This is a genomic window from Vibrio iocasae, assembly GCF_042245395.1.
Classification (GTDB): domain Bacteria; phylum Pseudomonadota; class Gammaproteobacteria; order Enterobacterales; family Vibrionaceae; genus Vibrio; species Vibrio iocasae.
Genome location: NZ_CP145311.1, coordinates 1,358,076 through 1,380,830, shown reverse-complemented (window position 1 = coordinate 1,380,830; position 22,755 = coordinate 1,358,076). Strand labels below are relative to the sequence as shown.

Below are 22,755 nucleotides of genomic sequence, written 5' to 3'. Positions count from 1 at the left end.
AATAGTGAGCCCTTGTTTGTGACTACATTTTTGCAAGTTTAGTCTGAATGTTCTTATAAAGGTTTGGTGACCATTCAGGGAACGCTGCCTGAACAACATCGCCTGCAGACTCTGCGAATGCCGCGGCGTCCACTTCATTTACCTGAACACCTTCCGCTTTCAACTTAGCGAATGCATCTTGCTCCAAATCGTTGATTAGCGTCGCACCATACTTCACCATATCGCGGCTAGTATCAGTGATCACTTTCTGCTGTTCAGGAGTCAGCTGGTTCCAGAAAGTGGTACCTGCAACAAAAGGAGAAAGCATCTTGATGTGACCTGTCATGTTCAGGTTTTTAGCAACTTCATGGAATTTACCACCGTATAGAACCACGGCAGGGTTTTCTACACCATCAATCACACCTTGTGAAAGCCCTGGGTAAACATCTGAAAGTGACATAGGCGCTGGTACACCACCCATTGCTTCAACTGTTGCAACCATTAGACGAGAGTGCTGAACACGAACTTTTACGCCTTTAAGGTCACTTGGTTTTTCTACTTTGTGGTTAGAAAGAAGGTGACGCGTACCATATACCACATCTGGAACAACCATCTGCAAGCCTTTATCTGCTAGCTGATCGGTCAGACCTGTAAACCATTCCGTCTTCATCAATTTAGATTTTTTCTCAAAAGATTGTGTGATGTATGGAGCATTGATAACACCGAAATCTGGAATGGTATCCATCAGATAACCATAAGAGGCAATTGCGATAATATTCGCGCCAAATTTAGCCTGCTCAAGAACTTCTGTTTCACTGCCTAACTGGCTGGATGGGAAAAGGTTGAAAACGATATCGCCATTCGATTTCTCTTTCACCTGCTCTGCCCAATAGTGCATTGCCTGATCAATTGGCTCGCCAGGCTGGTTGCCATAAGCAATCATAATTTCCGTTGCAGCTTGTGCTGCGAAGCTCATTCCAAGAGTCAGACCAACAACGGCAGATAGCTTCTTAATTCCAGTAGGTAAGGTATTCATAGGTATCCCTTTATTATCAGTAGGTATTATTTTAATGTCACAATTATAAAGATCTCAGCGCTTCACGCATTCCAAGAGTCTCTATTCTGTTAACATATTCGTTAACCAGAGAGTGCAGATTTGCTTTGTTAGCCAAATCAGTTCCCCAGTGTTCTTCCATAGCCAGGAATTGATAAACAGAGTCAGAGGTATCACTGTTTACTTCTTTCCAGGTCGAAAACTTATCTAGTAGTGCGGGCTCATCGTTCAGAGGAATATCTTCTTCCCCTCTTTTACCCTGATAAAAACAAAACAGTGCGGCCAGACTAAAGCTTAATCTCTTAGGAGCCTGTTCATTTTGTTCAATATAAGTCATCAATTGCGGTAGCAAACGCGTCTTAAATTTTGTTAATGAGTTCAGTGCAATTGATATCAGGTAATGCTTTATGTAAGGATTTTCAAATCTCTTAATTACGCTGTCCTTAAACTCCGTCAGCTCTTCTTTGTTCATCGATAGTGTTGGTATCACCTCTTCATCTAATAATGTCTGAACAAATTTGGAGATTTCACTGTCATTCATTGACTCACCAACGGTATCCAGACCCGCTAAATAAGCGACAGGAACAAGAGCGGTATGCGCTCCATTCAGAATGCCGACCTTTCTTTCCTTGTAAGGTTTGATGTCTTCAACGACTTTAATGTTGAGTGGACACTGCTGAAGTTTCAGTTTGCTTTCCAGCCACTTAGGTCCCTGGATCACAAACAAATAAAAATATTCAGCAGCCGCAATAAAGTTATCCTGATAATCCAATGATTCTGTTAGTTGCTCAACTTCATCCTTTGGATAACCTGTCACTATTCTGTCAACCAGTGTCGAACAGAAGGTGTTACTGTTATTTAACCAAACTTTAAATTCGTCGCTTAACTGCCACAGTTCCGCATACTGATTGATCGTCTGCTTTAACTTTTCACCGTTGTAGTCAATCAACTCACAAGGTAAAAGAATAAGGCCCTTACTCGCATCACCATTGAACGTTTCAAATCTGCGTAACAAGAACAGCGTTAACTTCGCAGGAAATGTCGATGGTGGAATATCAGAGATTTTGTCGCTCTCTTTGTATTCGATACCCGCTTCAGTCGTGTTTGAAACGACCCATTCAAGCTCAGGGTTTTCGGCGACTTTTAATACTTCTTCAAACTCACCGTATGCAAATAGCTCGCGGTTAACTGACGTTATTAGCTTGGGTTCAGATACACTGTGACCATCTTCATTGATGCCTCGGATAAGAGCTGTGTATAAGCCATTTTGCGTATCCAGTTTTGGATATCCCGCATCAATTGGCCTCACCACCGTAATGCCCGAGTTAAAGTCTGTCTGCTCGTTTAATAACTGAACCTGCCAGTCAAAAAACGCGCGTAAAAAATTCCCTTCACCAAACTGAATTATCTTTTCCGGATAAGACTTATGATCCGAATTTATTCTTTGTAATTGTTGCGCCATTCCTCGTTCCTTAGACGATATTCTTCTCTGTTTGTCGGACAGGTGTGTTATCGATGGAGTTGAGTCTATGTGCATTAAACTCGTTTTAATTAAAAAAGAGTCTTAAACGTGTGTGCGATCATTTTTAACTGTACTTTAAATGTTTTTTATTTCTTAAAAACCAGTTTTACTCTATATACCCCGACAAAAAATGACAGTTAGGTATAAATTAGTACAGTAACTCTATCTTTAAAGTGTTTTTTATTGCTTAAAATACAAAACAAACTTACTATTACAAATGTCGGACGGGGTAACTTAGTAAAGAGATACCCATGAGCAAATTCATAAAAATTAATGATCTTGATAATGTTGTAGTCGGTCTGGAGAGCCTGAAAGAGGGAGAGCAACTCCATTTAGGCAATACAATCATTACCTTAAAGGAAGACATATCCCGTGGAGGAAAAATCGCAATAAAAGACATCGCGATAAATGACGACATTATTAAATACGGGAGCCCTATCGGTCATGCGACAGAAACCATTTCCAAAGGAACATGGCTCCATACCCACAACATAAAAACAAACCTATCTGGTACTGATGAATATCAGTACAAACCTGATTTCCCAAATCTTGATGCTATTAACCTGGCAAACAAACACTTTCTCGGATATCAAAGAGCGAGTGGAAACGTTGGTATCAGAAACGAAATCTGGGTAATTCCGACAGTCGGGTGCGTCAACGGGATTGCAAAACAAGCCATAAAAGCATTTATGTCTGAGTTAGAGAATATAGAGTGTGACGGTGTACATCTGTTTCCACACAATTATGGTTGCTCTCAATTGGGAGACGATCATGAAAATACCCGCAAGATTCTATCAAACATGGTGCACCACCCTAATGCAGGTGGTGTTCTGGTCATTGGTCTTGGATGCGAAAATAACCAGATAGGCCCATTTAAAGAACTCGTCGGCCAGTTCGATGAAGATAGGGTCAAATTCATGGTTGCTCAAAATGAAGACAATGAAGTTGAGACTGCTGTTAACCACCTAAAGAGCATTTACCAAAACATTAAAAATGATACGCGTACAGAGACACCGATAAGCCAACTCAAAGTCGGGCTCGAATGCGGCGGTTCAGATGGCCTTTCAGGAATCACTGCTAACCCATTACTGGGCTTATTCTCAGACTATCTGATAGAAAAAGGTGGAACTTCCGTCCTAACCGAAGTACCCGAGATGTTTGGGGCAGAACATATTTTATTCGAGCGCTGCGTAAACAAGAAAACCTTTGATAAAGCGGTTTCAATGGTTAATGACTTCAAACAGTACTTTATCGAACATAATCAGCCTATCTATGAGAACCCTTCTCCAGGTAACAAAAAAGGCGGTATTTCAACACTAGAAGATAAATCAATGGGCTGCACTCAAAAGGCCGGCTCTAGTGTTGTTGTCGATGTTCTCAACTATGGAGATAGATTAAATACACAGGGACTGAACTTGTTAAGTGCTCCCGGCAATGACGCAGTGGCGACGTCGGCCCTTGCGGCAAGCGGGTGTCATATGGTTCTATTTTCCACAGGTCGCGGTACACCTTATGGCGGATTTGTTCCCACAGTAAAACTAGCGACGAACTCTGAGCTTGCACTAAAGAAAAAACACTGGATTGACTTTAATGCTGGTCAGCTGATTGAAGGAGTTGAAATGCAAGAACTGTTAATCCAATTTATTGATTTAGTTTGTGATATTGCTAGCGGTACCCAAACAAAGAATGAAATAAACGAGATTAGAGAACTGGCAATTTTTAAATCTGGTGTAACTCTATAAATCGCTTTGCTGTTATTAGATCAACTTCAAAGCTCATAAACGAAGAATATCCCCGATTAGCGGGGATATTCTAAACAAGCTATACCAAATACGTACTCATCACTACTCCGCATCTATCGTCATTAGCGCCTGTCTTTGTTCTGTCTTCAGGTTAGCTTTACTGTCCAAAATGAAAACCCGGCCAGGATCCATCTCTTGTTCGACAAGGTAGGTTTTAACGGCTTTCGCTCTTGATTGCGCCAGTATACCCAAATCATTATCAGTAATGTTCTGGGATGAAATTAGCTGGTTGTAGATACTTATATGAAGAGCCTCTTCGATAAGCTCTGGCGCTACTGCCTCCTCTGACGGATTTTCTTCTGCAAGTTGGGCTGCCATTTTCTCCCTCTCTTGCTGCAGATCGGCTTTAAGTTCATCTCTGAACAGCTGCTCAAGCGCTTTCGTTAACTCTGGAGTTTCACTAACCCGGCTTGCACTTAGGTTCTCCGGTAACTGCTCCAATCCACTCGCTTTTTGGAGCTTACTGTGCAGGCTATTTTCAGCCAGCACACGAGCATCTTCTGCAGCCAATACTGAACCTTCAACGCTGATAGTCAAGTTCGGACGAGTCGTCAGCGCTTCAGCCAATTTCGACAATCTCTCTTTCCCAGCACTATCCAGTACTGCGACACCGGCTTCAAAATCAACAAAGTCCAGATCCTCATCACTGCCAACTAAATCGGCTAGTAACGAGAATGGCGCGGTTACGGCTTTGGTAATGATATTTACAAACACCTTGGCAATTGCGCCACCAAAGCTAAAGTCGGGACTATTTACATCACCGGAGACACCAAATCCAAGATCAATCACACCGTCACTGTCTTTCAACAGCCCTACCGCTAGCGTTACAGGTAAACTGGTTGCCTGATCTGAATCGCTCTTTTTACCTAAAGTAAGTTGATCAACCACTACATGGTTTTTGCCTTCAAGTATGTTGTTCTCTAACTTGTAGTTCACATCAATCGACAGTTGGCCTTTATCAATAAAGTAACCTGCATACGTACCAGAGTAGGTATTAACAGAAGTCAATTCAGCACTATCAACACTGAACTTTAAATCCAGATATGGAGGCTGGGTTAATGGATTGACCTCTCCCTTTAGAGCAACAGGTGCGTACTTATCGATTTTCCCTTCGATATCGACGGCAGCTCTTGTTTTTGGGTTTGAAGAAATATTCTTAACTGAACCATTAAGTAGCTCGATACCTGATGCAAAATTCGGTGTTAACGAGTAATCAGCAAAAAACGCAGAGCCATTTTTAAATTTAACTTGGGCGATATCCAGAGACACTGCAGGAGAGCCAGCCTGTTGAGAAGCCGAGCCATCACTGACTTCTGCTTTACTGCTAGATTTGGCTTCCGCATTTTCAGGCTGTTCGGGTTCCGACTCAGATTTCGTCAACTCGTCAACGTTGGTTCGCTGATCTTTCGTAATCACGATCTTGGAGTAAAGTTCATCAAACAAAATGGTGTTTATCTTCAGCGCGTTTTTTACGGTGCTGAAGTTAATGGAGTCTATCGACATCTTTTTCCATTGAACCAATGGATCATTCTGAACTTTGTCTTTAATCAACAATTGGTCGACAGAACCTTGGCCCTGGTAAACAAGTTTACCTGTAGCATCTGCTTCAATATCACCACCAACAGACACGTTTCCTTTGTTGATAAGAATATTCAGGTGAGGATCAAGATAGTGTTGAAACTGCTTCAACTGCAATTTAGTGAGCTGCATTTTGCTCTTTAAGGCAAGTTCTTTGGCATCAAAGATCCCGGAGCTTGTATAACTGCCTTTGGAACCTTCAGGTTGTTTTTGGTATGCGGAACTGATGTCCAGAGCAAGCTGATACTCAATTGGCTGACTTAAGTCGCTAACAATTGGTCCGGTGCTGAAGTTCAGGGGATAAATACGCCAGAACACTCCGTTTGAAAGCATACTTTCCTGAACATTAATGTCCGTTTGTTGCATATCAAAACGGTCTAGAGTTACCAGCCATTGTTTATCTTCAGATGCAGCAGATGACTGTTGCTCTGAATCAGTTCGGGAAGTTTGATTGTCCGGCTGATCTGTAGTGTTTTCTTCAGTTTGTGCATTCGGCACAAAATAGTTTTGAAGGTCGATACCTTTATCAGTCAGAACTGAGTTTGCCCATAGACCTTCAAGCGTCAGGGCATCGATATCCACATTATTATTTGCGGTACTTACTGCGATGTCTTTCAGTGTCAGGTTAGCTAACTTAACCTTCGGTTCCTGGTTATGGTTAAACGTCAGGTTGTTTAGAGCAAATTGACCATCCTGTGATTTAAACAGCAATTGCTCATCTTGTTGTAAAAGGTGGTAACGCGAAGAAAGATCAATGTCGCCACTGCTTAATTCCGCTTCTATCAGTTTTTCCGTTAGTGGCCAGAAAGGAGAAAGTTGAAGATTCGATAACTGGACATCTCCCGATACTTCTAGCTTATTGAGCTGAAACTGCCCGTTTATATCCAAACTGCTACCATCGTTCCCAGCAAGGGAGAACGAGTATGCATTTGCTTCAGAACGAATTTGTGCAGAAGCGTATTTCTCGCCATCAGGGATTTGGAAAACAAACGCCCTCGTGTCCAGGTTATCAAGACTGATTGCGATGTTGCTGTATCCAAGTAAAGCCCCCGTAATCTCATCTTGAAACGCAACTTTACCGCTCTGTAGCTGTATCTTGTGCGCTTTAAATCCAAAAATTTCTGTATCGCCTTGCTCTTCTACAGATGGTTCAACTGTATCTACATCCTGAGTTTGTTGTGACGCAATATGTTGAGGAATATCACTAAAGTTAAAACGGGCTATATCACCCTCTCTGGACAGTCGGGCGAGGTTGATTTCTGGTGCTGTCAGAAAAAAGTACTCAAGGGTTGGAGTCAGATTAAGCAAGCTCTCCCAGAAATTAAGTTCCGTCTTAATTTGCTGAAAAGAGAAAAAATCCTCTGCTTTATCTGAATCAGACTCAGCTATCGAAAACTGATTAATCTCCACCCTTAACAAGAAGGGGTTAATTCGGACCTCAGTCACTGTCGTATCACGCCCAAGAAACTCTGTTAGTTTCTCAGGTGCTTTCGCTACAATGACCGCAGGTAAAATAAGCCCAACGATAAGTGCGTACGTAAGATAAGTAACCGTTAAATAGGTAGTAACACGAATGGCTTTATGAGTAGATTTAAAGCGGGCAAGCGCAGCAGTCAGCATCGTTTTCATGAGATTCTTTCTCTTATTATTCATCGACACCAAGGGTGATCGATTTTGCATATCCCTAATAAATAAAAACATATCTGATACAGAGAGATGAGACTAGTGCGAATAGCCTAAAATGGGATCAAAAAAGCGCCTCATTATAAAGGCGCTTCTATCTAGGCGAAGAGATTGGCGTTAGTGCCAGCGATCACTCACCCAACCACCGACTTCTTGATCAAAGTGGTGCCCGGCAAAATGATGGGAAGTGAGATCGTTTTTTATCTCTGGGCGGTCAGTTAATAGTTGGTCAATATGCTGTGTCATGGGGTCTTCGCTTTGCCTGCGGCGCTGCCTCTCCACGGTCTCTTTGATCAACTGCAAGCGATAGCCTTTACTGTTTCTTTTCATCAGATATATCCCCATGGTTTTGAAGTGGTAATTAACCATAGGAAGTGAATTGAAATACGTCAAAACAGTACAAAACACTAACTTATTAATGATTTTCCGAATAAAAACACAGCCATCAGTTTAAGAAATATTGTGTAAATGACACAAGTTGTATATTTTTTAATCAGTTATTTAACTCATACTTTTATGACAAAAATATTAATTTACCCATATAACAGAGACTCTTTCTGTTTCTTAAAAATAAGAAAGCCAAATATTTTTATTTAATCTTCATTTGACTGAGATATTTGCGTAGCAAAGCCCTAAGTTTATGCTTTGCTACAATCCTTCAATAGAGTGACGATATCTTCAATAGTCAAATGCACTGGTGAGTTTTTATCTGCGCTTTCTCTGGCTATTTGTTCAATATTTTTCTGAGTTATACCGTAATCAGATAGACCTTCTGGCAAATACTTATCTCTCGCCTGCTCTATAAAGCTTATCAGCCGTTCACAACCATCAAGCTCATTGAGTGATGGCTCATCTATAAACTGCCCCACTCTGTTTAACTTCTCCATAGTGATACTTTGAGTTGGGAGTCTGTCTACCATTAAGCGAAGCGTTTCTGGGAATATAGATGCCACTGCGACCCCGTGAGGAACATCGATTTCGCCACCTATTGGACCTGCGATTCCATGAACGTTAACTAACCCGGCGTTCGCTAACCCTACACCACTCAGATAAGAAGCAATCGCCATCTTCTCTCGAGCCAAGGGTTTATCTGCCAGTTGGTCACAAACACCAGGGAATACTTCAAATGCTTTTTCAAGCCCTTCCAAACAAGCCTTCTCTGTGTATTCTGTCGCTTTTGTCGATATATAGGATTCAAGTAACTGAGCAATGGCATCGAATCCGCAGGCTGCGGTCACTTTTGGAGGACAACTTAGGGTCAGGTTCGGTTCAAGTACAACCACATCAGGAATGTATGAATCATGGCGAATCGATTTCTTGTAGCTCACCTCTCCCGGTTTGATAAATACCGCATTTTTGGTGGCTTCGCTGCCCGTTCCTGAAGTTGTAGGAATCGCATAAAAAGGGATCTGCCTTGGCAGTGCGGCTAAATCCCCGACACCTTCGAGGTATCTTTCTGTCTTACCCTCAGAGGTCAGCATCACTGCAACCGCTTTAGCTGAGTCAAGGGCACTACCACCACCGATGCCAAGGACAAGATCCTGAGGCTCAATTAAGGATTCAACGATGGAGTCAATAACCTCTACTCTGGGTTCCGCTCCAACGACAAAACAATTTAGTTTAATGGACAAGCTCTGACACTGTTCCTCTACCAACTTGAAATAAGTGCTCTCGGCAAAGTGTTTTCCCGTCACTAGAGTTATGTTTTTAGTATCTTCAGGAAGTTCATCGAAAATTTTTAGAAGCGAGTTTTCACCAATAATCACTTTACTGCTTGTTTCGGTCTTTAACTTTTCCATTTTTAACCTGGCCATTAAATCCATCACCTTTTATATATCTGATGCGATTGTACCTGCATTCTTTCTGCCCCACGTTGATGCAACCTGTATTATTTTGGTTCAAGCATAAATATCGACCAATTCAAATAATGCAGACACATTACCTACCCACACAACAAAACATCAGTAACACACACCACTTATCGATTATTTATTCAATATTTGTAGCCAAATAATTAAATGTGACATGTGGCACACTATTTGTATCCTCTAAATTGTCACCGGATGTTTTTAGTTGATTTGTTGAGGGCGCAGACTATGAGTGAAACTAACTATTACAAAGAAGAAACCGGCGGTCGATCCGCTTCTAATAACCTTTTTAGCCGAAACAGTATCGAGCTAAATGTGAATGAGCACCTGACAGCGAATTCTGGTCAACAAATCATTTTCTGTGGTAACCCCTCTGTCGCTTCCCAGTTGAGCAGTTCACACAACATTACACTGGTTTATGGTGGAGAGAAGCCACGCTATCAGATTGCGGATACCTATCCCGCCATTAATAAAGTGTTTAAGTCGGATGTACTGGACTTTATCTTTTTTAATGCCGCACCTTATTTGGTTATTGCATCTGATACCACCATGCTCTGGAATCATGCGTTCCAGCTAGACAAACTGGTTAAGGCTATTGAGAGAAACCGTTACGAAGTTGCCATTCTTGAGTTTATTGATGAAGAGAGTTTTGAGCAGAACTTGTCACCGAACAAAAGAGGCCTCTTTGCCAAAGAATCGGTCACTCGACAGCTTAAAAAAATGTTACCTAAATATGATGTTCAAATAACATGTACAACATCAGCGACCATACCTTGCTACACGGTCGTAATCAAAAAAAGAGCTTCCCGTTAAACCTTGTTCTGGCATTACCTATCCCGTGCACCCCGATACACGGGACAGGTATTGCTATCTCTCGAAGTACTCAGTGATTACTTGTACAGAACGTTCAAGTTTGTCTTCGATCTCTGACAACGCAGGCACTTCTGATACAGGCTTTAACAACGCCTGGCCATCTGTTTTTCGAATCAGTGAGAACGGAGCTTCAATACTAAAGAATGGCATCTTCCCAACTTCAACAGCATACTGAAACAACTCCGGATACTGACAGATACCATCACCAACTGCGCAAAAGTGATAATCGCCTCCATTCAGGTGCAGATCTTTAATGTGAATGTGCTCGGCATTGTCGAGGCTTCTGATGCTATCGTGCAGAAGATCGTTGTCTGGTCGATGAGAGGCCAGATTTCCTGGATCAAAATTAATACCAAGTACAGGCGACGAGTATTCGCTTTTAACCTGTTCAAAATCCTTTGAATCGTTCAGCATATAAGGCTTCTGGTCACCAACATTCTCGATAAGAACCTGTATACCTAGTGATTCTGCCGTTTTAAGCGCGCGCTTTGCTCTGGTTTGAAAGTCTTGCAAGCTCCCGTCACGCGGAGCATAAAGGATCAACCTTTGACAATCGAGCAAATAGGTAAGCTTTATACGCTTTAATAAAAGGTCATCACAGTTTTCAAGCGTCATGTCACAATGAGCGGCGAAAGATGTGCAGCGCATTCCTTTGTCATGTAATAGACGGAATATATGACGAACATTCTCTTCAGAGACCCCCTCCTCATCCAGCCCATGCACCGCACCCTGAATCAATGCCAGTTCAACATTCTTAATACCCAGAGATGATATAGAATCCAGAGCTTCTGCTATCGGGTAGCCAGAATAAGCTACCGTGCTAATTGAAAAATTCTCCTTCATGGTTCACCTCCTGTTATGCAAATGGCGTCACTAAAGAGAGTATCTCTGCATACCCTTCAGGTTCCCAGGCTGCCCGGCCAATAAACAACCCATCAATACTCGGCTGCTGAATAAGCTCTGCCGCATTGTTCTGATGCACACTACCGCCATAGAGCAGAACAATTTTTTCAGCTGCAGACTCTCCATACTTCGAGATCAAAGCATTTTTGATAGCGCTTAAGCCATCTTCAGCTTCTTGTGGTGAAGCCGGAACTCCATTTTCTCCAATGGCCCAGACTGGCTCATAAGCAACAAGAACTTTATCCAGTTCATCTTCCGTTACTCCATGCAGTGCTATTTTGGTTTGCCTGACAATTGATTCGACGGATACTCCCCAATGTCTTTCGTCCGCAGTGTCGCCAACACAGATAAGCGGACTCATTCCCGCATCAAGTGTGGCTCTCACTTTCTTATTAACGGTGTCATCGGTTTCACCAAACCAGTATCTGCGTTCCGAGTGACCAATTTCGACCAGCATCGCACCAATATCTTTTGCCATACTGCAGGATACTTCGCCCGTAAAAGGTCCATCTTCTGCCCAACATACGTTCTGGACACCTATTTTGGTCCTTTGCGTGTCTAGGGACTTAGCCACTTTCTCTACATAAGGAAATGGCGGAATCAAAAAGCTCTGGACTGATTCGGGAAGATCATTCAGAGCAGGAACAACAGCTTCACAAAACCTCTTCACTTCAGAAGAGGTCTTGTTCATTTTCCAGCTTGAACCAATCCACATTTTTTTCTGTGTGTTTGGATTCTTCATGCTGCAACCTTTGACTCACTGTACTCAGCCATAAACTTCAGGATAAGCGACATAGAGATTGCACCCGGATCAGGATGGCCTAAAGAGCGCTCTCCAAGAGTTTTTGCTTTACCCGTTGTCGCAATCATATCCTTCGTTTTCTCTACACCGTTCTCCGCGGCCTCTGTCACTGCTGTTATCGCTTCTTCAAAATCAACACTTGCTAACTCTTTTGCCTTTCTCATCGCTGGAGCCAATGCATCAATCATGGTTTTAGCACCTTCTTCGGCACCACCACGCTTATAGATACCCTCTAACCCCGCGTCCAGAAAACGAGCCAGCACTTCTGTGGTTAGTTGCTCTTCGCCTTTAATCGCCTTACCACCAGCTCTGAACAAGGTTCCGAAGATCGCTCCCGAAGCACCACCCATGGTGGACATTAGCTTGGTACCAATCTTTGTCATCACATCACCGACATCTTTGGCAGAGAAGCCATCACCCAGATAAACAACAACATTGCTAAAACCACGCTCTATGCCCAGCCCATGATCTCCGTCGCCAATGGTCTGATCGTATTTAGTCAGCATGGGTTCGCTGTTTACCATTCCTTTGGCGACCAGTTGCATCATTTCGATTGTTTCATGTGTATTCATGGTTATTTCCTTAGAGCAAAAGAGTGGCAAGGGTTGTCATAAAGACGCATTAGCTGATCATCCAGTTTGAATAGAGATATGGAATAACCTGACATCTCCAGAGATGTGCAGTAACCACCTACCAAGCTATCGTGGATACCGATACCCTTTTCTGTCAGGTATTGACTCACGGCTCGGTTAGCAATCAACAATTCCATCTGTGTCGAAGAGCCCAGGTTGTTTACAAGTACACAGACATTGTCACCTGATTTAAGCTCAAGTTCTTCGACAAGCCTGTCCATTAACTGGGGAACCGTTTCGTCAGTGGTCGATAGTTTGGATTTACCCACGCCTGGCTCACCATGCAAGCCCATACCAATCTCAAGTTCATCATCGGCAATATCAAAGTTGAAGGTCTCGTTACGTGGGATCGCGCAAGGGCCCAATGCCAGACCAACTGATGCAGTATTCTTCAGCGCCTTTTCCGTCGCAGCGACAACATCATCAAACTCTGTATACAGCTGAGCAGCAGCGCCTGCCGCTTTAAGAACAAACAATGCACCTGCAATACCACGACGTTCTACTTCGTTCTCTTTTGGAGCTGAGATAACATCGTCGTTTATGCGAACGGTATGAGTCTTAATGTCATCATCTTCCAGAAGTTCGGCAGCAATATCGAAGTTCATGTTGTCGCCAGCATAGTTGCCGTATACAAAGATCACCCCGTTTTCTGGATTGAGTGCGTTACAAGCATCAGTAATGATATCCGGCGTTGGTGCAGCAAACACATCACCTACCGCGACACCATCAGCCAGGCCTTCCCCAACATAACCGCCATACATGGGTTCGTGACCAGCACCACCACCAGTAACAATCGCGACCTTATTTGGCTGGAAGTCTTTTCTGATTGCTGCGGTAACAGAACCAACCTGCTCCATATGCGTCGCTGCTACCATAAAACCTTCAAACTGCTCTTTAGCAACTGCGTCAGGATTATTAATTAGTTTTTTGGGCTTTCTCATAATACACCTCGTTAGCTGGCCTGAATGGCCGTTTCCAGTTCCATGATTCTTTCGACCTTTGGCAAAGAAGACTCATCTATCTGATCGGCTTCCATCCATGCTTTTAATATTGTTTTGGCCAATTCAGGGCCGATGACCCGTGCACCCATAGTTATAATTTGTGCGCCGTTACTTTTTCTGGCCCTTACTGCAGAAAATACATCGTGACAGAGTGCAGCTCTAATTCCTGGTACCTTATTAGCCATAATGGAAACCCCGATTCCGGTTCCACAAATAATCATTCCTCTTTCATGTTTATTTTCCGCGACAGCCCGAGCGACTCTTTCAGCAACATCTGCATATAAATTAGAGTCGCCTTCTTTCGCTTCGCTGTAATCGGTATATTCATACCCTAGAGAAGTTAGGTAATTTTTTAACGTATCTTTCATTTCAACTGCTGCATCATCGCAACCAATAGCTATATTCATAGTAAACTCCGCGCTTATTAATATAACGGTTCGTTTTTAAACTAGAGTATATTTAATATTTAACCTAATTAAACAAACGATCATTTTGAACTAAATCACGAAATATATTTTATTTTATACATTAAAAAATACGTCAATTAATAAACAACTTAATAAAGATTTTAATATTTATTAAATGATAGGATATTTAATTACAATAATAAGTTAATAGATCTATTTAAAATGCTAATGTACTTTTTTTGTACATTAATGTTTATTATAAAAACGTTTTATTGCGTGACTAACTTCAAATTTAAACCTGATTGCCTAATCTATAATCATCTCAACTTAACGAATAAATTAAAAAATTTATTAGCGTATGATTTACTGCCGATGGCTATAATGGTGGTAACAAGCAACTCATACGGATGTAGGTAGAAGAAGAAATGAAGTTATCAGAACAAGCTTACGGAACACTTAAGTCAATGATTCTGGAGAATAAATTCAGAATTAACGAACAGCTACTTGTAGAAGACGCAGTAGAAATATGCGGCTTTAGCCGAACACCAGTACGCGAAGCACTACTGAGATTACAAGAAGATGGATTGATTAAACTTCATCCAAGACACGGTCTCAGAATCTGCGCCTTGTCAAGAAGGGATATAGAAGAACTATACGAGCTTATTGCCCATCTGGAAGTAACCGCAATTGAGCTATGTATTCAGCACACATTAAATGAAGAACAGATAAAACAGTTAAGAGAATATACATCGTTGATGAAAGTTGCCCTGGATAATAATGATATTTTTCAATGGGCTGAACATGACAGACAATTTCATGAAACGATATTTGAATACACTGGCAACTCCAGATTGATTGAGACAGCAAGAAAATATAACGAACAAAATAAACGCTGTAAGGATATTGTTATAAAACTCAGGCCCTTACCCTGGGACTCTATCGAAGAACATAACCGATTAGTTGATGCAATAGAAAATAAAGACGCGATAGGGGCCAGAGAGATGCACTTAACGCACTGGAAAGAAGTTTCCAAACAATTTATCGAATTTTTAGATAATTATCATTTCCTTGATAGTTAACTTTAGATAACTAATTAAAAACACATTTTGTAATTGTACTTATTAACTTAAGGAGGCACTGCTATGCCTAAAAAAAGTTTAGCAGAGCTTTATGAGCTCGCACGAAATATTCGAATGGATATTTTAGACATGGTTTATAAAGCCCAATCTGGACATATTGGTGGTTCGTTCTCTGCAGCAGAAATAGTGACAACACTTTATTTCTCGGAAATGAATAATCTGGATCCTGCAAATCCACGCAAAGAAAATCGTGACCGCTTTGTTTTATCAAAAGGCCATGCCTGCCCAGTATGGTATGCGAGCCTTTCACGTCTGGGTTATTTCGATAAAGAACATCTGGATTCGTTAAGACAGATCAGCTCAATTCTTCAGGGCCATCCAGATATGAAGAGCACTCCCGGAGTAGATACCACAACCGGTTCTCTCGGTCACGGGTGTGCAGCAGCGACGGGTATGGCGCTTGAAGGCAAAATGACAAAAGACGGCAGACGCGTTTACTCCATACTTGGAGACGGTGAACTCAATGAAGGCGTGGTTTGGGAAACGGCCATGGCCGCAGCGAAGTATGAGCTGGATAACCTGGTGTTCTTTGTCGATAAGAACAATCTTCAGATGGATGGCACCAGTGACCAAATCATGCCGCTATTTAGCATCGAAGATAAGTTTGCATCGTTTGGTTGGAACGTACTCACTATCGATGGTCACGATATTGAACAGATTCTAGAGGCTCTTGATTCAGCACGCGCATTTAAAGGCAAGCCAACCTGTATCGTCGCGAACACGGTGAAAGGGAAAGGTGTGAGCTTTATGGAAGATGTGCGCAACTGGCATGGTAAAGCGCCTTCAACAGAAGAATATGAAGCGGCTCGCGCAGAGTTGGTTGCTTAAACAGAGGCAGTGATTGGTAATTATTATGAAAAAGCTAGTGAAATCAAATAAACCAACCCGTTTAGCCTTCGCTGAACGTATGGTTGAGTACGGTGACATCAATCAGGACTTTACGGTTTTTGAAGCAGATATCGGCTATTCCACCAACTCATATCTGTTTAACGATAAATACCCGGAACGTTACTTCCAGATGGGTATTGCTGAGTTTGGCATGATGGCATCTGCATCTGGCATGGCTGCCAACGGTCGTCCGGTGATTGTGGCAGGTTACGGTGTATTCCTGACCATGCGCGCACTTGAAAGTGTTCGTAGTTTTATCTGTTATCCAAACCTGAATGTGAAACTGATGTCTTCACACGGTGGCACAACAGCCGCAATTGATGGTGTAACTCATCAGGCTTCAGAAGATATGGCGCTAATGAGCACGCTTCCTAATATGCACGTGTTTGCTCCATGTGACACCGCTTCTACCCGTGCACTGTTCGACGTGACAATGGAAACGCAAGGCCCTGTTTACTGCCGACTAATGCGTGATTCTTATTACGAAATGTACGACGAGACAGCAACCTTCAAGTGTGGTGGCAGTAACGTTCTTTCTACCGGCACTGACCTGACGATCGTCTCTTATGGCGACATTCTCTTCCAGGCAGTTGAAGCAGCAAACGAGCTTCAGGCATCGGGCATCAGTGTAGAAGTCATTGACGCATACAGTGTAAAACCGCTCGATTGGGAAACCATCAGTGCCTCTATCAAGAAAACTGGCCGCGTTATTGTTGCTGAAGGGCACCAAAAGCGTAACGGCATGGCCTATGAAATTGCAACTCGCATGGCCAAGGAAGGCATCTCCGCGAAGTTCGACAATCTGGGGCTTGAGGACACCTTTGCAGAATCCGGTGCTTACCCTCTTCTATTGGACAAATACGGCTTATCAGCGAAGCACATCATCGACTCCGCCAGTGCGATGTTAGTTGCTCCAGAAGCCACCGTCTAAAACGACTTAAAGAATTAAATCAGTGATATATCGGCCTACCACATGGAAGGCTGCAGGGAGACTTTATGTTTAAACATGCTGTAATCACCCCATTTTTGGGGCAAACCAAGGATCGTTTTGCTGAATATAACGAGCCTAAAACGCTGGAGCAGAAGTTCCAGACGTTAAGAATGATCGAAGGGATGACAGGCGCTGAGCTTATCTATCCTTACGAAGTTAACTTCGACAATCTGGCAGAAGTTAAGCTACTGCTCGTGAAATACGATATCGACGTTGCGTGTATTAACGTTAATGTGAAAGTAGAGCCAGAGTTTAAATCCGGCGGCCTGACGTCACCAGACAAAGTAGTACGCGACCGCGCTGTTCAGTTTATTAAAGAAGCGAAAGACTTCGCGGAAGCGGTTGGTGCTGACAAAGTGCAGTGCTGTCCGCTGAGTGACGGTTACGAGTTTTCGTTCCAGGCTGACTACACTGAGATCTGGCAACGCCTATGCGAAACCTTTGCTGCTGCTGGTGAATATAAGCCTGAGATTCCTCTGTTTATTGAGTACAAGCCGAATGAGGTTCGTGGTCGCTGTTATCTTGATGACGCTGCAAAAACTATCTGCCTTATTAAAGATATTGGCAATCCGAACATCGGTGTCACTCTGGACTACGGTCATTCACTTTACGGTGACAACAACCCTGCGGAAGAGCTGGCTCTGCTTAACTCGCAGGACATCAAATACTACATCCATATCAATGACAACGATGGTAAATGGGACTGGGACTACTTCTGCGGTAGCCGAAGCCTAATGCAGTACATCGAATTCATTTTCTATCTGAAAAAGTTCAACTATCAAGGATGGTTAACTTCCGACACATCACCAACGCGTTGGGACATCGTCAAGATGTTCGAAGCGAATGTGAGTATGACAAACCGAATCTCAGCACGAATTGATGAGATTGGTATGTCGAATTTTGAAGAGAGTCTGCGCAAGAAAGAATACATGGATATCTGGGCAGATCTTCAGGGTTACTTTATGAAGTTTTAGTGACCGCCCCCTACGACGAATACAACAACAAAATGTTAACTTAACTAAAGTGCTTTAAGCACAGTGGAAAAAAGGTACATAACATGAAACGAAGAACATTACTTGCCGGTGCTGCAATCGCTGCCATCTCCCTTATGTCTAACGTATCAATGGCATCCGAGCGCTACCCAAGCCGTAACATCACGGACATTGTTACCTGGTCTGCCGGTGGTGGTACTGACGTAATCAACCGTGTTGCAACAGCATCTATGGCGAAATATCTGGGTACAAACATCAACGTTATTAACAAACCTGGTGGTGTATCTGGCTCTGTTGGCCTGCTTGAAGGCTACAGTGCTAAGCCTGATGGCTACACATTCGTTGGTCTGTCTGAGTCAAACGTAACTGCAGCGGTAATGGGTGGTTGGGAAAACCGTATGGATGTATTCGACTACTTTATCGTGGCGAGTTCTCCGGATGTAATCTCAGTATCCAAAAGCTCTCCATTTAACACCATTGAAGAGTTGGTTGCTTACATTAAAGCCAATCCAAACAAGCTGCGTGTAGGTGCAGGCTCTGCGGGTTCACTTCACCATATTAACTACCTGGCGTTTGCGAAAGGCATTGATGGTGAAATGAACTTCATCCCGTTCCCTGGTTCATCCCGTAGCCAGAACGCAGCACTGAGTGGTGAAGTAGATGTAGTCATCACATCTGTTGCTGAGCAAAACCAGTTAATCCAGTCTGGTGACTTTAAAGCACTGGCAACACTGACAGAGAAACCATTCACAGTGGGTGACATCACTATTCCTTCTGGACTAGAAACCTACCCTTCTCTTAACGAGTATCTTCCGATTTCACAGGCTATCGGCTTCGCAATGAAGAAAGAGACGCCAAAAGAGATCAAGGTGAAAGTAGCGAAGGCGTTTGCAAGTGCAATGGCGAGTGACGAAATCACAACTTACGCAAAAGAAAACCACTATCAGGTAGTTGGTGAGTACGGCAAGAAAGCCAATGAGCGTATGGCTCGCCTTGAGTCGCTATTTAGCTGGACACTTTGGGAACTGGAAGCGGCTAAGGTTAACCCTGAATCGCTGGGAATTCCACGCCCATAGTCGATAAAGCAATAAGGTAATCAGGGCTTTGGTAATGGCTCTGATTACCAAAAGTTTTCATGTTATCTATGTATTACGGGGGTCAGGATGTCTAGTAATACCGTGCAAGCTACGGACGAGCACTCTGAGGAGAGCAAAGCCCTAGCCGAAGCCATAGAACAGGAAAAGATGCATGGGTGGGACTTTGCATTTTCCCTTGTTGTTATGGTGTTCTCTGTTGGTGTTGTAGCAACTGCTTTAACAATGCCATTTTCAGGTACTGTTGGTGGTATCACCACTGAATGGTATGAATCACCTGGACTGTTACCTTTATTTATTGGTGTGGCACTGTTTGCCGCTGGTCTGTCGGTTTTCGTGCAAAGCAAAAATGCACAGGGCCGCGAAAAGTTCTTTAAATACTTTAAAGAGATTAATCCAAAGAGTTTTCTTATTTCCGCAGGTGGAATCATCAGTTACATCTACGTACTGATCACCTGGTATGATTTCTTCTTAGCTTCCACAGCTTTCCTACTGCTGTATATCGGATTGTACTATCTGGACAACGAAGTGATTTCCAGAAAGCTTCTGAAAATCTACTACGGTGCTATTGCGTTATCTATCGCTCTTTTCTTAACCGGAATCGACGATGTGGTTAACTCAGGTTACGCCTTTACCACTGACATTATCCTGCTGGTCACTATAGTCGCTCTCTTCCTGACCATGTATGGAAATGCGAAGAAGATTAGCCCGGAGCTGGTTAAAAAAGTTAAGAAGATGACTTTAATCGCCATCATTTTTCCTGCAGCGCTCTGCCCGATATTCCGTTACTTCTTACTGGTTCCGTTGCCTAAAGAAGGCATCGTAGTTGAACAGGTTTTTAACTATACCTACTACAACTACATCAATACCGGAACTGAAACAGAAGCTATGGACCTTTCAGACGAGCAATTGTCTGAACTCGAAGACGCATTTTAACAGGGATTAACATATGGACATTTTATCTGTATTCGGAAATATGTTTTTGCATATTTTCACATCCCCTCTTCTGATACTGATTCTGGCTGGCAGTACATTCCTGGGGATTATTTTCGGTGCTATGCCAGGCCTGACGGCAACGTTAGGTGTTGCACTACTTACAACCTTAACTTACGGGCTGGATAACCAGACCGCACTACTTGCCCTGCTCTCTATCTATGTGGGCGGTGTTTACGGCGGTATGTATACCTCTATTCTGCTTAACATTCCGGGCACCGCGGCTTCTGCAGCAACGGCAATGGATGGTTATCCAATGGCGCAAAAAGGCCAGACAGGTCGCGCGTTTGGTCTGGCAACCACATCTTCACTAATCGGTTCTGCGGTAGGTATGGTGTTTGTTGCGCTGTTATCACCGATGATCGCTAAAGCAGCACTGCAGTTTACCTCTTACGAGTACTTCTTGCTGGCGCTATTCGGTATCTTAATCAGTGGCAGCTTAACCTCTCCTGAGTTGGCAATTAAGGGCTGGATTGCGGGTCTATTCGGTATCTGGCTATCGACAATCGGTCAGGACCACATGCAGATGTACCCTCGCTTTACCATGGGTATGCACGATCTGGACAACGGTATTGATGTGGTACCTGTGCTTATCGGTGCTTTCGGTATTCCTCAAATCATGTCGGTTCTTGAATCGAAGATGAAGATGAAGTCGATGAATGCCAAATCCATCGGTAAACTGCTGCCAGATATGAAGACCATGTTTAAGAACTCCAAGCTTATTGGTAGTTCAGCGGTAACAGGTGTAGGTATCGGTGCTGTTCCGGGTATCGGTGAAGATATCGCAGCATGGGTGGCATACGGCATTGCGCGCAAAACCAGTAAGAAGCCGGAAACCTTCGGTAAAGGCGCACCAGAGGGAGTTATCTCAACGTCTGTTGCTAACCAGGCGTGTGTCGGTGGTGCGATGATTCCACTACTGAGCCTTGGTATCCCAGGGTCTCCACCAGCGGTTATGCTACTTGGCGCGCTAATGCTTCACAACGTTGCTCCGGGTCCAATGCTGCTAAAATCAAACCCTGACTTTATTCCGGAAGTGACAGCGATTCTGTTCGCAGCAGCGATCGCAATGTGGGTATGTGGCATGATCCTGTCTAAGCAGGTGGTACACATTCTGCGCATTCCACAAACCCTGTTTATGCCATTAATCGCGGTTTTGTGTGTTATCGGTTCATTTGCTCTGGGTATGCGTGTATTTAACCTTTACCTGATGGGTGTTATTGGCATCATCTCTTACTTCTTTATGAAGTTACATGTTCCAATCGCGCCACTGGTTATTGGGGTAATACTTGGTCCTATGGCGGATACATCACTGCGTACTGGTCTTAAAACTACGGGTGGTAGCCTGATGCCAATGATCGAACGCCCAATCTCGTTTATTCTGGTTTGTATTATCGTGATGATCATCTGTAGCCAGATCCCGTTTGTTAATCGGGCCATCAAGAACCTGTTTGCCAGTGTCAAAAACCGGCTAGCTACGTCCTAGAAAAGTTCGTAGCGAAAACAGAACCCAAAAGAACCTATCTATACGAAGATGCAGAGAGGGAGCCCTCCCTCTCTGACACAGGAGAAAAATTCAAATGAAAACAATCGTATGCCTTGATGGTTATACTCTGAATCCGGGAGATAACCCTTGGGATCCAATCTCGGCACTGGGAGAGTTCACCTGTTACGATCGCTCTACAGAGAGCACTGAACAAGTTATAGAACGCGCTCAAAACGCTAACGTTATTCTCACCAATAAAACACCAATCACCAAAGAAGTGATCGATGCTTGTCCTGAACTGGAGTGCATCGCGGTACTGGCTACTGGCTATAACGTAGTGGATGTTGAGTACGCCCGTGAAAAGGGCATTCCGGTCATGAACGTACCTGTCTATGGCACCGATACTGTTGCTGAGATGGTGTTTGCTCATGTAATGCAGCTAGCACGCAATGTAGCAATCAACAGTGACAACGTAAGAAACGAACTAGGTTGGACCAACAACATAGACTGGACCTACTGGTTAAACCCGCAAATCGAACTGGCAGGAAAAACCATAGGCATCGTCGGTTTTGGTAATATCGGTCAGCGTGTTGGCGAGATTGCATCAGCTTTCAAAATGAAGGTTATTGCTCACGATGATTACGCCAAATCATTTCCATCCTACCAACATGAGATGAAAGATCTCGACTCGGTATTATCGGAAGCGGATTTTGTTTCTCTTCACTGCCCTGCTCTTCCTGCAACCATCAATATGATGAACAAAGAGAAACTGGCGCTAATGAAGCCGGAAGCCTTTTTGATCAATACCTCTCGCGGACAGTTGGTAGTAGAAGAGGATCTTGCACAGGCTCTTAACTCCGAATCTATAGCCGGTGCTGCATTGGATACACTATGGCAAGAACCACCACAGGCAGATAATCCATTGCTTACAGCTAAGAACTGCGTAATAACGCCACATATTGCATGGGCAACATTAGATGCACGTATGAGAATCATGAATATGGTGGCAGAGAACGTCCAGTCCTTTATCGACGGTAAACCGCAAAATACGGTTTAACTGACGGATTC

General features: G+C 43.3%; 20 protein-coding genes. 10 read left to right on the top strand and 10 right to left on the bottom strand.

All coding sequences use genetic code 11. The annotated features are described in order from the left end of the window. Positions 1–22 precede the first annotated feature (22 nt). Both SNR28_RS16165 and SNR28_RS16160 read right to left on the bottom strand, forming a co-directional pair. Positions 23–1,015 (bottom strand): C4-dicarboxylate TRAP transporter substrate-binding protein, encoded by a 993-nt coding sequence (locus SNR28_RS16165; protein WP_375753695.1) that lies wholly within the window; start codon positions 1,013–1,015, stop codon positions 23–25. A gap of 43 nt (positions 1,016–1,058) precedes the next feature. Continuing rightward, positions 1,059–2,495 (bottom strand): tagaturonate reductase, encoded by a 1,437-nt coding sequence (locus tag SNR28_RS16160; RefSeq protein WP_375753694.1) that lies wholly within the window; start codon positions 2,493–2,495, stop codon positions 1,059–1,061. A 311-nt stretch (positions 2,496–2,806) separates the two neighbouring features. Here SNR28_RS16160 and SNR28_RS16155 point away from each other — a divergent pair, with 311 nt between their 5' ends. After that, positions 2,807–4,297 (top strand): UxaA family hydrolase, encoded by a 1,491-nt coding sequence (locus SNR28_RS16155; protein WP_375753693.1) that lies wholly within the window; start codon positions 2,807–2,809, stop codon positions 4,295–4,297. Between the two features lie 102 nt (positions 4,298–4,399). Here the strand turns inward: SNR28_RS16155 and SNR28_RS16150 are convergent, their stop codons facing one another. The 3 genes from SNR28_RS16150 to SNR28_RS16140 all read right to left on the bottom strand — a co-directional run bounded on the left by SNR28_RS16150 (position 4,400) and on the right by SNR28_RS16140 (position 9,417). After that, positions 4,400–7,564, bottom strand: a complete 3,165-nt coding sequence (locus SNR28_RS16150; protein ID WP_375753692.1) for a DUF748 domain-containing protein — start codon at positions 7,562–7,564, stop codon at positions 4,400–4,402. Between the two features lie 171 nt (positions 7,565–7,735). Beyond that, positions 7,736–7,948, bottom strand: coding sequence for a hypothetical protein (locus SNR28_RS16145; RefSeq protein WP_375753691.1), 213 nt, complete (start codon positions 7,946–7,948; stop codon positions 7,736–7,738). Between the two features lie 308 nt (positions 7,949–8,256). Continuing rightward, entirely contained in the window at positions 8,257–9,417 is a 1,161-nt protein-coding gene (locus tag SNR28_RS16140; RefSeq protein ID WP_375753690.1) for an iron-containing alcohol dehydrogenase, read from the bottom strand. Positions 9,418–9,714: 297 nt separating this feature from the next. On the opposite strand from SNR28_RS16140, the gene SNR28_RS16135 reads away from it, so the two are divergent. Further along, positions 9,715–10,299 carry a hypothetical protein gene (locus SNR28_RS16135; protein WP_375753689.1) on the top strand — a complete coding sequence of 195 codons (585 nt, stop codon included), beginning with the start codon at positions 9,715–9,717 and terminating at the stop codon, positions 10,297–10,299. A 54-nt stretch (positions 10,300–10,353) separates the two neighbouring features. Here SNR28_RS16135 and SNR28_RS16130 read toward each other — a convergent pair whose 3' ends face one another. The 5 genes from SNR28_RS16130 to SNR28_RS16110 are packed head-to-tail and all read right to left on the bottom strand — an operon-like array spanning position 10,354 to position 14,104. After that, the gene (locus SNR28_RS16130; protein WP_375753688.1) at positions 10,354–11,202 is read right to left on the bottom strand and encodes a sugar phosphate isomerase/epimerase family protein; all 849 of its coding nucleotides are present in this window, start codon (positions 11,200–11,202) and stop codon (positions 10,354–10,356) included. Between the two features lie 13 nt (positions 11,203–11,215). Then, positions 11,216–12,004 (bottom strand): triose-phosphate isomerase, encoded by a 789-nt coding sequence (locus SNR28_RS16125; protein WP_375753687.1) that lies wholly within the window; start codon positions 12,002–12,004, stop codon positions 11,216–11,218. Then, positions 12,001–12,636, bottom strand: a complete 636-nt coding sequence (dhaL, locus tag SNR28_RS16120; RefSeq protein WP_375753686.1) for a dihydroxyacetone kinase subunit DhaL — start codon at positions 12,634–12,636, stop codon at positions 12,001–12,003. The genes SNR28_RS16125 and dhaL overlap by 4 nt, the downstream gene beginning before the upstream one ends. A gap of 2 nt (positions 12,637–12,638) precedes the next feature. Next, on the bottom strand, positions 12,639–13,637 hold the full coding sequence (locus SNR28_RS16115) for a dihydroxyacetone kinase subunit DhaK (protein ID WP_375753685.1): 999 nt from the start codon (positions 13,635–13,637) through the stop codon (positions 12,639–12,641). 11 nt (positions 13,638–13,648) lie between these two features. After that, on the bottom strand, positions 13,649–14,104 hold the full coding sequence (locus SNR28_RS16110; protein WP_375753684.1) for an RpiB/LacA/LacB family sugar-phosphate isomerase: 456 nt from the start codon (positions 14,102–14,104) through the stop codon (positions 13,649–13,651). Positions 14,105–14,529: 425 nt separating this feature from the next. On the opposite strand from SNR28_RS16110, the gene SNR28_RS16105 reads away from it, so the two are divergent. The 8 genes from SNR28_RS16105 to SNR28_RS16070 all read left to right on the top strand — a co-directional run bounded on the left by SNR28_RS16105 (position 14,530) and on the right by SNR28_RS16070 (position 22,744). Next, positions 14,530–15,183: a GntR family transcriptional regulator gene (locus tag SNR28_RS16105; RefSeq protein WP_375753683.1), complete on the top strand. Its 654-nt coding sequence runs from the start codon at positions 14,530–14,532 to the stop codon at positions 15,181–15,183. 63 nt (positions 15,184–15,246) lie between these two features. Continuing rightward, positions 15,247–16,071, top strand: coding sequence for a transketolase (locus SNR28_RS16100; protein WP_375753682.1), 825 nt, complete (start codon positions 15,247–15,249; stop codon positions 16,069–16,071). 25 nt (positions 16,072–16,096) lie between these two features. Beyond that, on the top strand, positions 16,097–17,062 hold the full coding sequence (locus SNR28_RS16095; RefSeq protein ID WP_375753681.1) for a transketolase family protein: 966 nt from the start codon (positions 16,097–16,099) through the stop codon (positions 17,060–17,062). A 65-nt stretch (positions 17,063–17,127) separates the two neighbouring features. Beyond that, positions 17,128–18,096: a sugar phosphate isomerase/epimerase family protein gene (locus SNR28_RS16090; protein ID WP_375753680.1), complete on the top strand. Its 969-nt coding sequence runs from the start codon at positions 17,128–17,130 to the stop codon at positions 18,094–18,096. Positions 18,097–18,179: 83 nt separating this feature from the next. After that, entirely contained in the window at positions 18,180–19,190 is a 1,011-nt protein-coding gene (locus SNR28_RS16085) for a tripartite tricarboxylate transporter substrate binding protein (RefSeq protein ID WP_375753679.1), read from the top strand. 87 nt (positions 19,191–19,277) lie between these two features. Beyond that, positions 19,278–20,144 carry a tripartite tricarboxylate transporter TctB family protein gene (locus SNR28_RS16080; protein ID WP_375753678.1) on the top strand — a complete coding sequence of 289 codons (867 nt, stop codon included), beginning with the start codon at positions 19,278–19,280 and terminating at the stop codon, positions 20,142–20,144. Between the two features lie 13 nt (positions 20,145–20,157). Continuing rightward, positions 20,158–21,687 carry a tripartite tricarboxylate transporter permease gene (locus SNR28_RS16075; protein ID WP_375753677.1) on the top strand — a complete coding sequence of 510 codons (1,530 nt, stop codon included), beginning with the start codon at positions 20,158–20,160 and terminating at the stop codon, positions 21,685–21,687. A 94-nt stretch (positions 21,688–21,781) separates the two neighbouring features. Beyond that, positions 21,782–22,744, top strand: a complete 963-nt coding sequence (locus tag SNR28_RS16070) for a D-2-hydroxyacid dehydrogenase (RefSeq protein WP_375753676.1) — start codon at positions 21,782–21,784, stop codon at positions 22,742–22,744. Positions 22,745–22,755: the final 11 nt, after the last annotated feature.

Excerpts from the sequence above, each read along its gene's own strand:
- SNR28_RS16140 (WP_375753690.1), bottom strand. The coding sequence starts at position 9,417 with ATGGAAAAGTTAAAGACCGAAACAAGCAGTAAAGTGATTATTGGTGAA.
- SNR28_RS16080 (WP_375753678.1), top strand. The coding sequence starts at position 19,278 with ATGTCTAGTAATACCGTGCAAGCTACGGACGAGCACTCTGAGGAGAGC.
- SNR28_RS16100 (WP_375753682.1), top strand. The coding sequence starts at position 15,247 with ATGCCTAAAAAAAGTTTAGCAGAGCTTTATGAGCTCGCACGAAATATT.
- SNR28_RS16075 (WP_375753677.1), top strand. The coding sequence starts at position 20,158 with ATGGACATTTTATCTGTATTCGGAAATATGTTTTTGCATATTTTCACA.
- dhaL (WP_375753686.1), bottom strand. The coding sequence starts at position 12,636 with ATGAATACACATGAAACAATCGAAATGATGCAACTGGTCGCCAAAGGA.
- SNR28_RS16110 (WP_375753684.1), bottom strand. The coding sequence starts at position 14,104 with ATGAATATAGCTATTGGTTGCGATGATGCAGCAGTTGAAATGAAAGAT.
- SNR28_RS16150 (WP_375753692.1), bottom strand. The coding sequence starts at position 7,564 with ATGAAAACGATGCTGACTGCTGCGCTTGCCCGCTTTAAATCTACTCAT.
- SNR28_RS16155 (WP_375753693.1), top strand. The coding sequence starts at position 2,807 with ATGAGCAAATTCATAAAAATTAATGATCTTGATAATGTTGTAGTCGGT.
- SNR28_RS16105 (WP_375753683.1), top strand. The coding sequence starts at position 14,530 with ATGAAGTTATCAGAACAAGCTTACGGAACACTTAAGTCAATGATTCTG.
- SNR28_RS16130 (WP_375753688.1), bottom strand. The coding sequence starts at position 11,202 with ATGAAGGAGAATTTTTCAATTAGCACGGTAGCTTATTCTGGCTACCCG.
- SNR28_RS16070 (WP_375753676.1), top strand. The coding sequence starts at position 21,782 with ATGAAAACAATCGTATGCCTTGATGGTTATACTCTGAATCCGGGAGAT.
- SNR28_RS16085 (WP_375753679.1), top strand. The coding sequence starts at position 18,180 with ATGAAACGAAGAACATTACTTGCCGGTGCTGCAATCGCTGCCATCTCC.
- SNR28_RS16115 (WP_375753685.1), bottom strand. The coding sequence starts at position 13,637 with ATGAGAAAGCCCAAAAAACTAATTAATAATCCTGACGCAGTTGCTAAA.
- SNR28_RS16165 (WP_375753695.1), bottom strand. The coding sequence starts at position 1,015 with ATGAATACCTTACCTACTGGAATTAAGAAGCTATCTGCCGTTGTTGGT.
- SNR28_RS16135 (WP_375753689.1), top strand. The coding sequence starts at position 9,715 with ATGAGTGAAACTAACTATTACAAAGAAGAAACCGGCGGTCGATCCGCT.
- SNR28_RS16125 (WP_375753687.1), bottom strand. The coding sequence starts at position 12,004 with ATGAAGAATCCAAACACACAGAAAAAAATGTGGATTGGTTCAAGCTGG.
- SNR28_RS16090 (WP_375753680.1), top strand. The coding sequence starts at position 17,128 with ATGTTTAAACATGCTGTAATCACCCCATTTTTGGGGCAAACCAAGGAT.
- SNR28_RS16095 (WP_375753681.1), top strand. The coding sequence starts at position 16,097 with ATGAAAAAGCTAGTGAAATCAAATAAACCAACCCGTTTAGCCTTCGCT.
- SNR28_RS16160 (WP_375753694.1), bottom strand. The coding sequence starts at position 2,495 with ATGGCGCAACAATTACAAAGAATAAATTCGGATCATAAGTCTTATCCG.
- SNR28_RS16145 (WP_375753691.1), bottom strand. The coding sequence starts at position 7,948 with ATGAAAAGAAACAGTAAAGGCTATCGCTTGCAGTTGATCAAAGAGACC.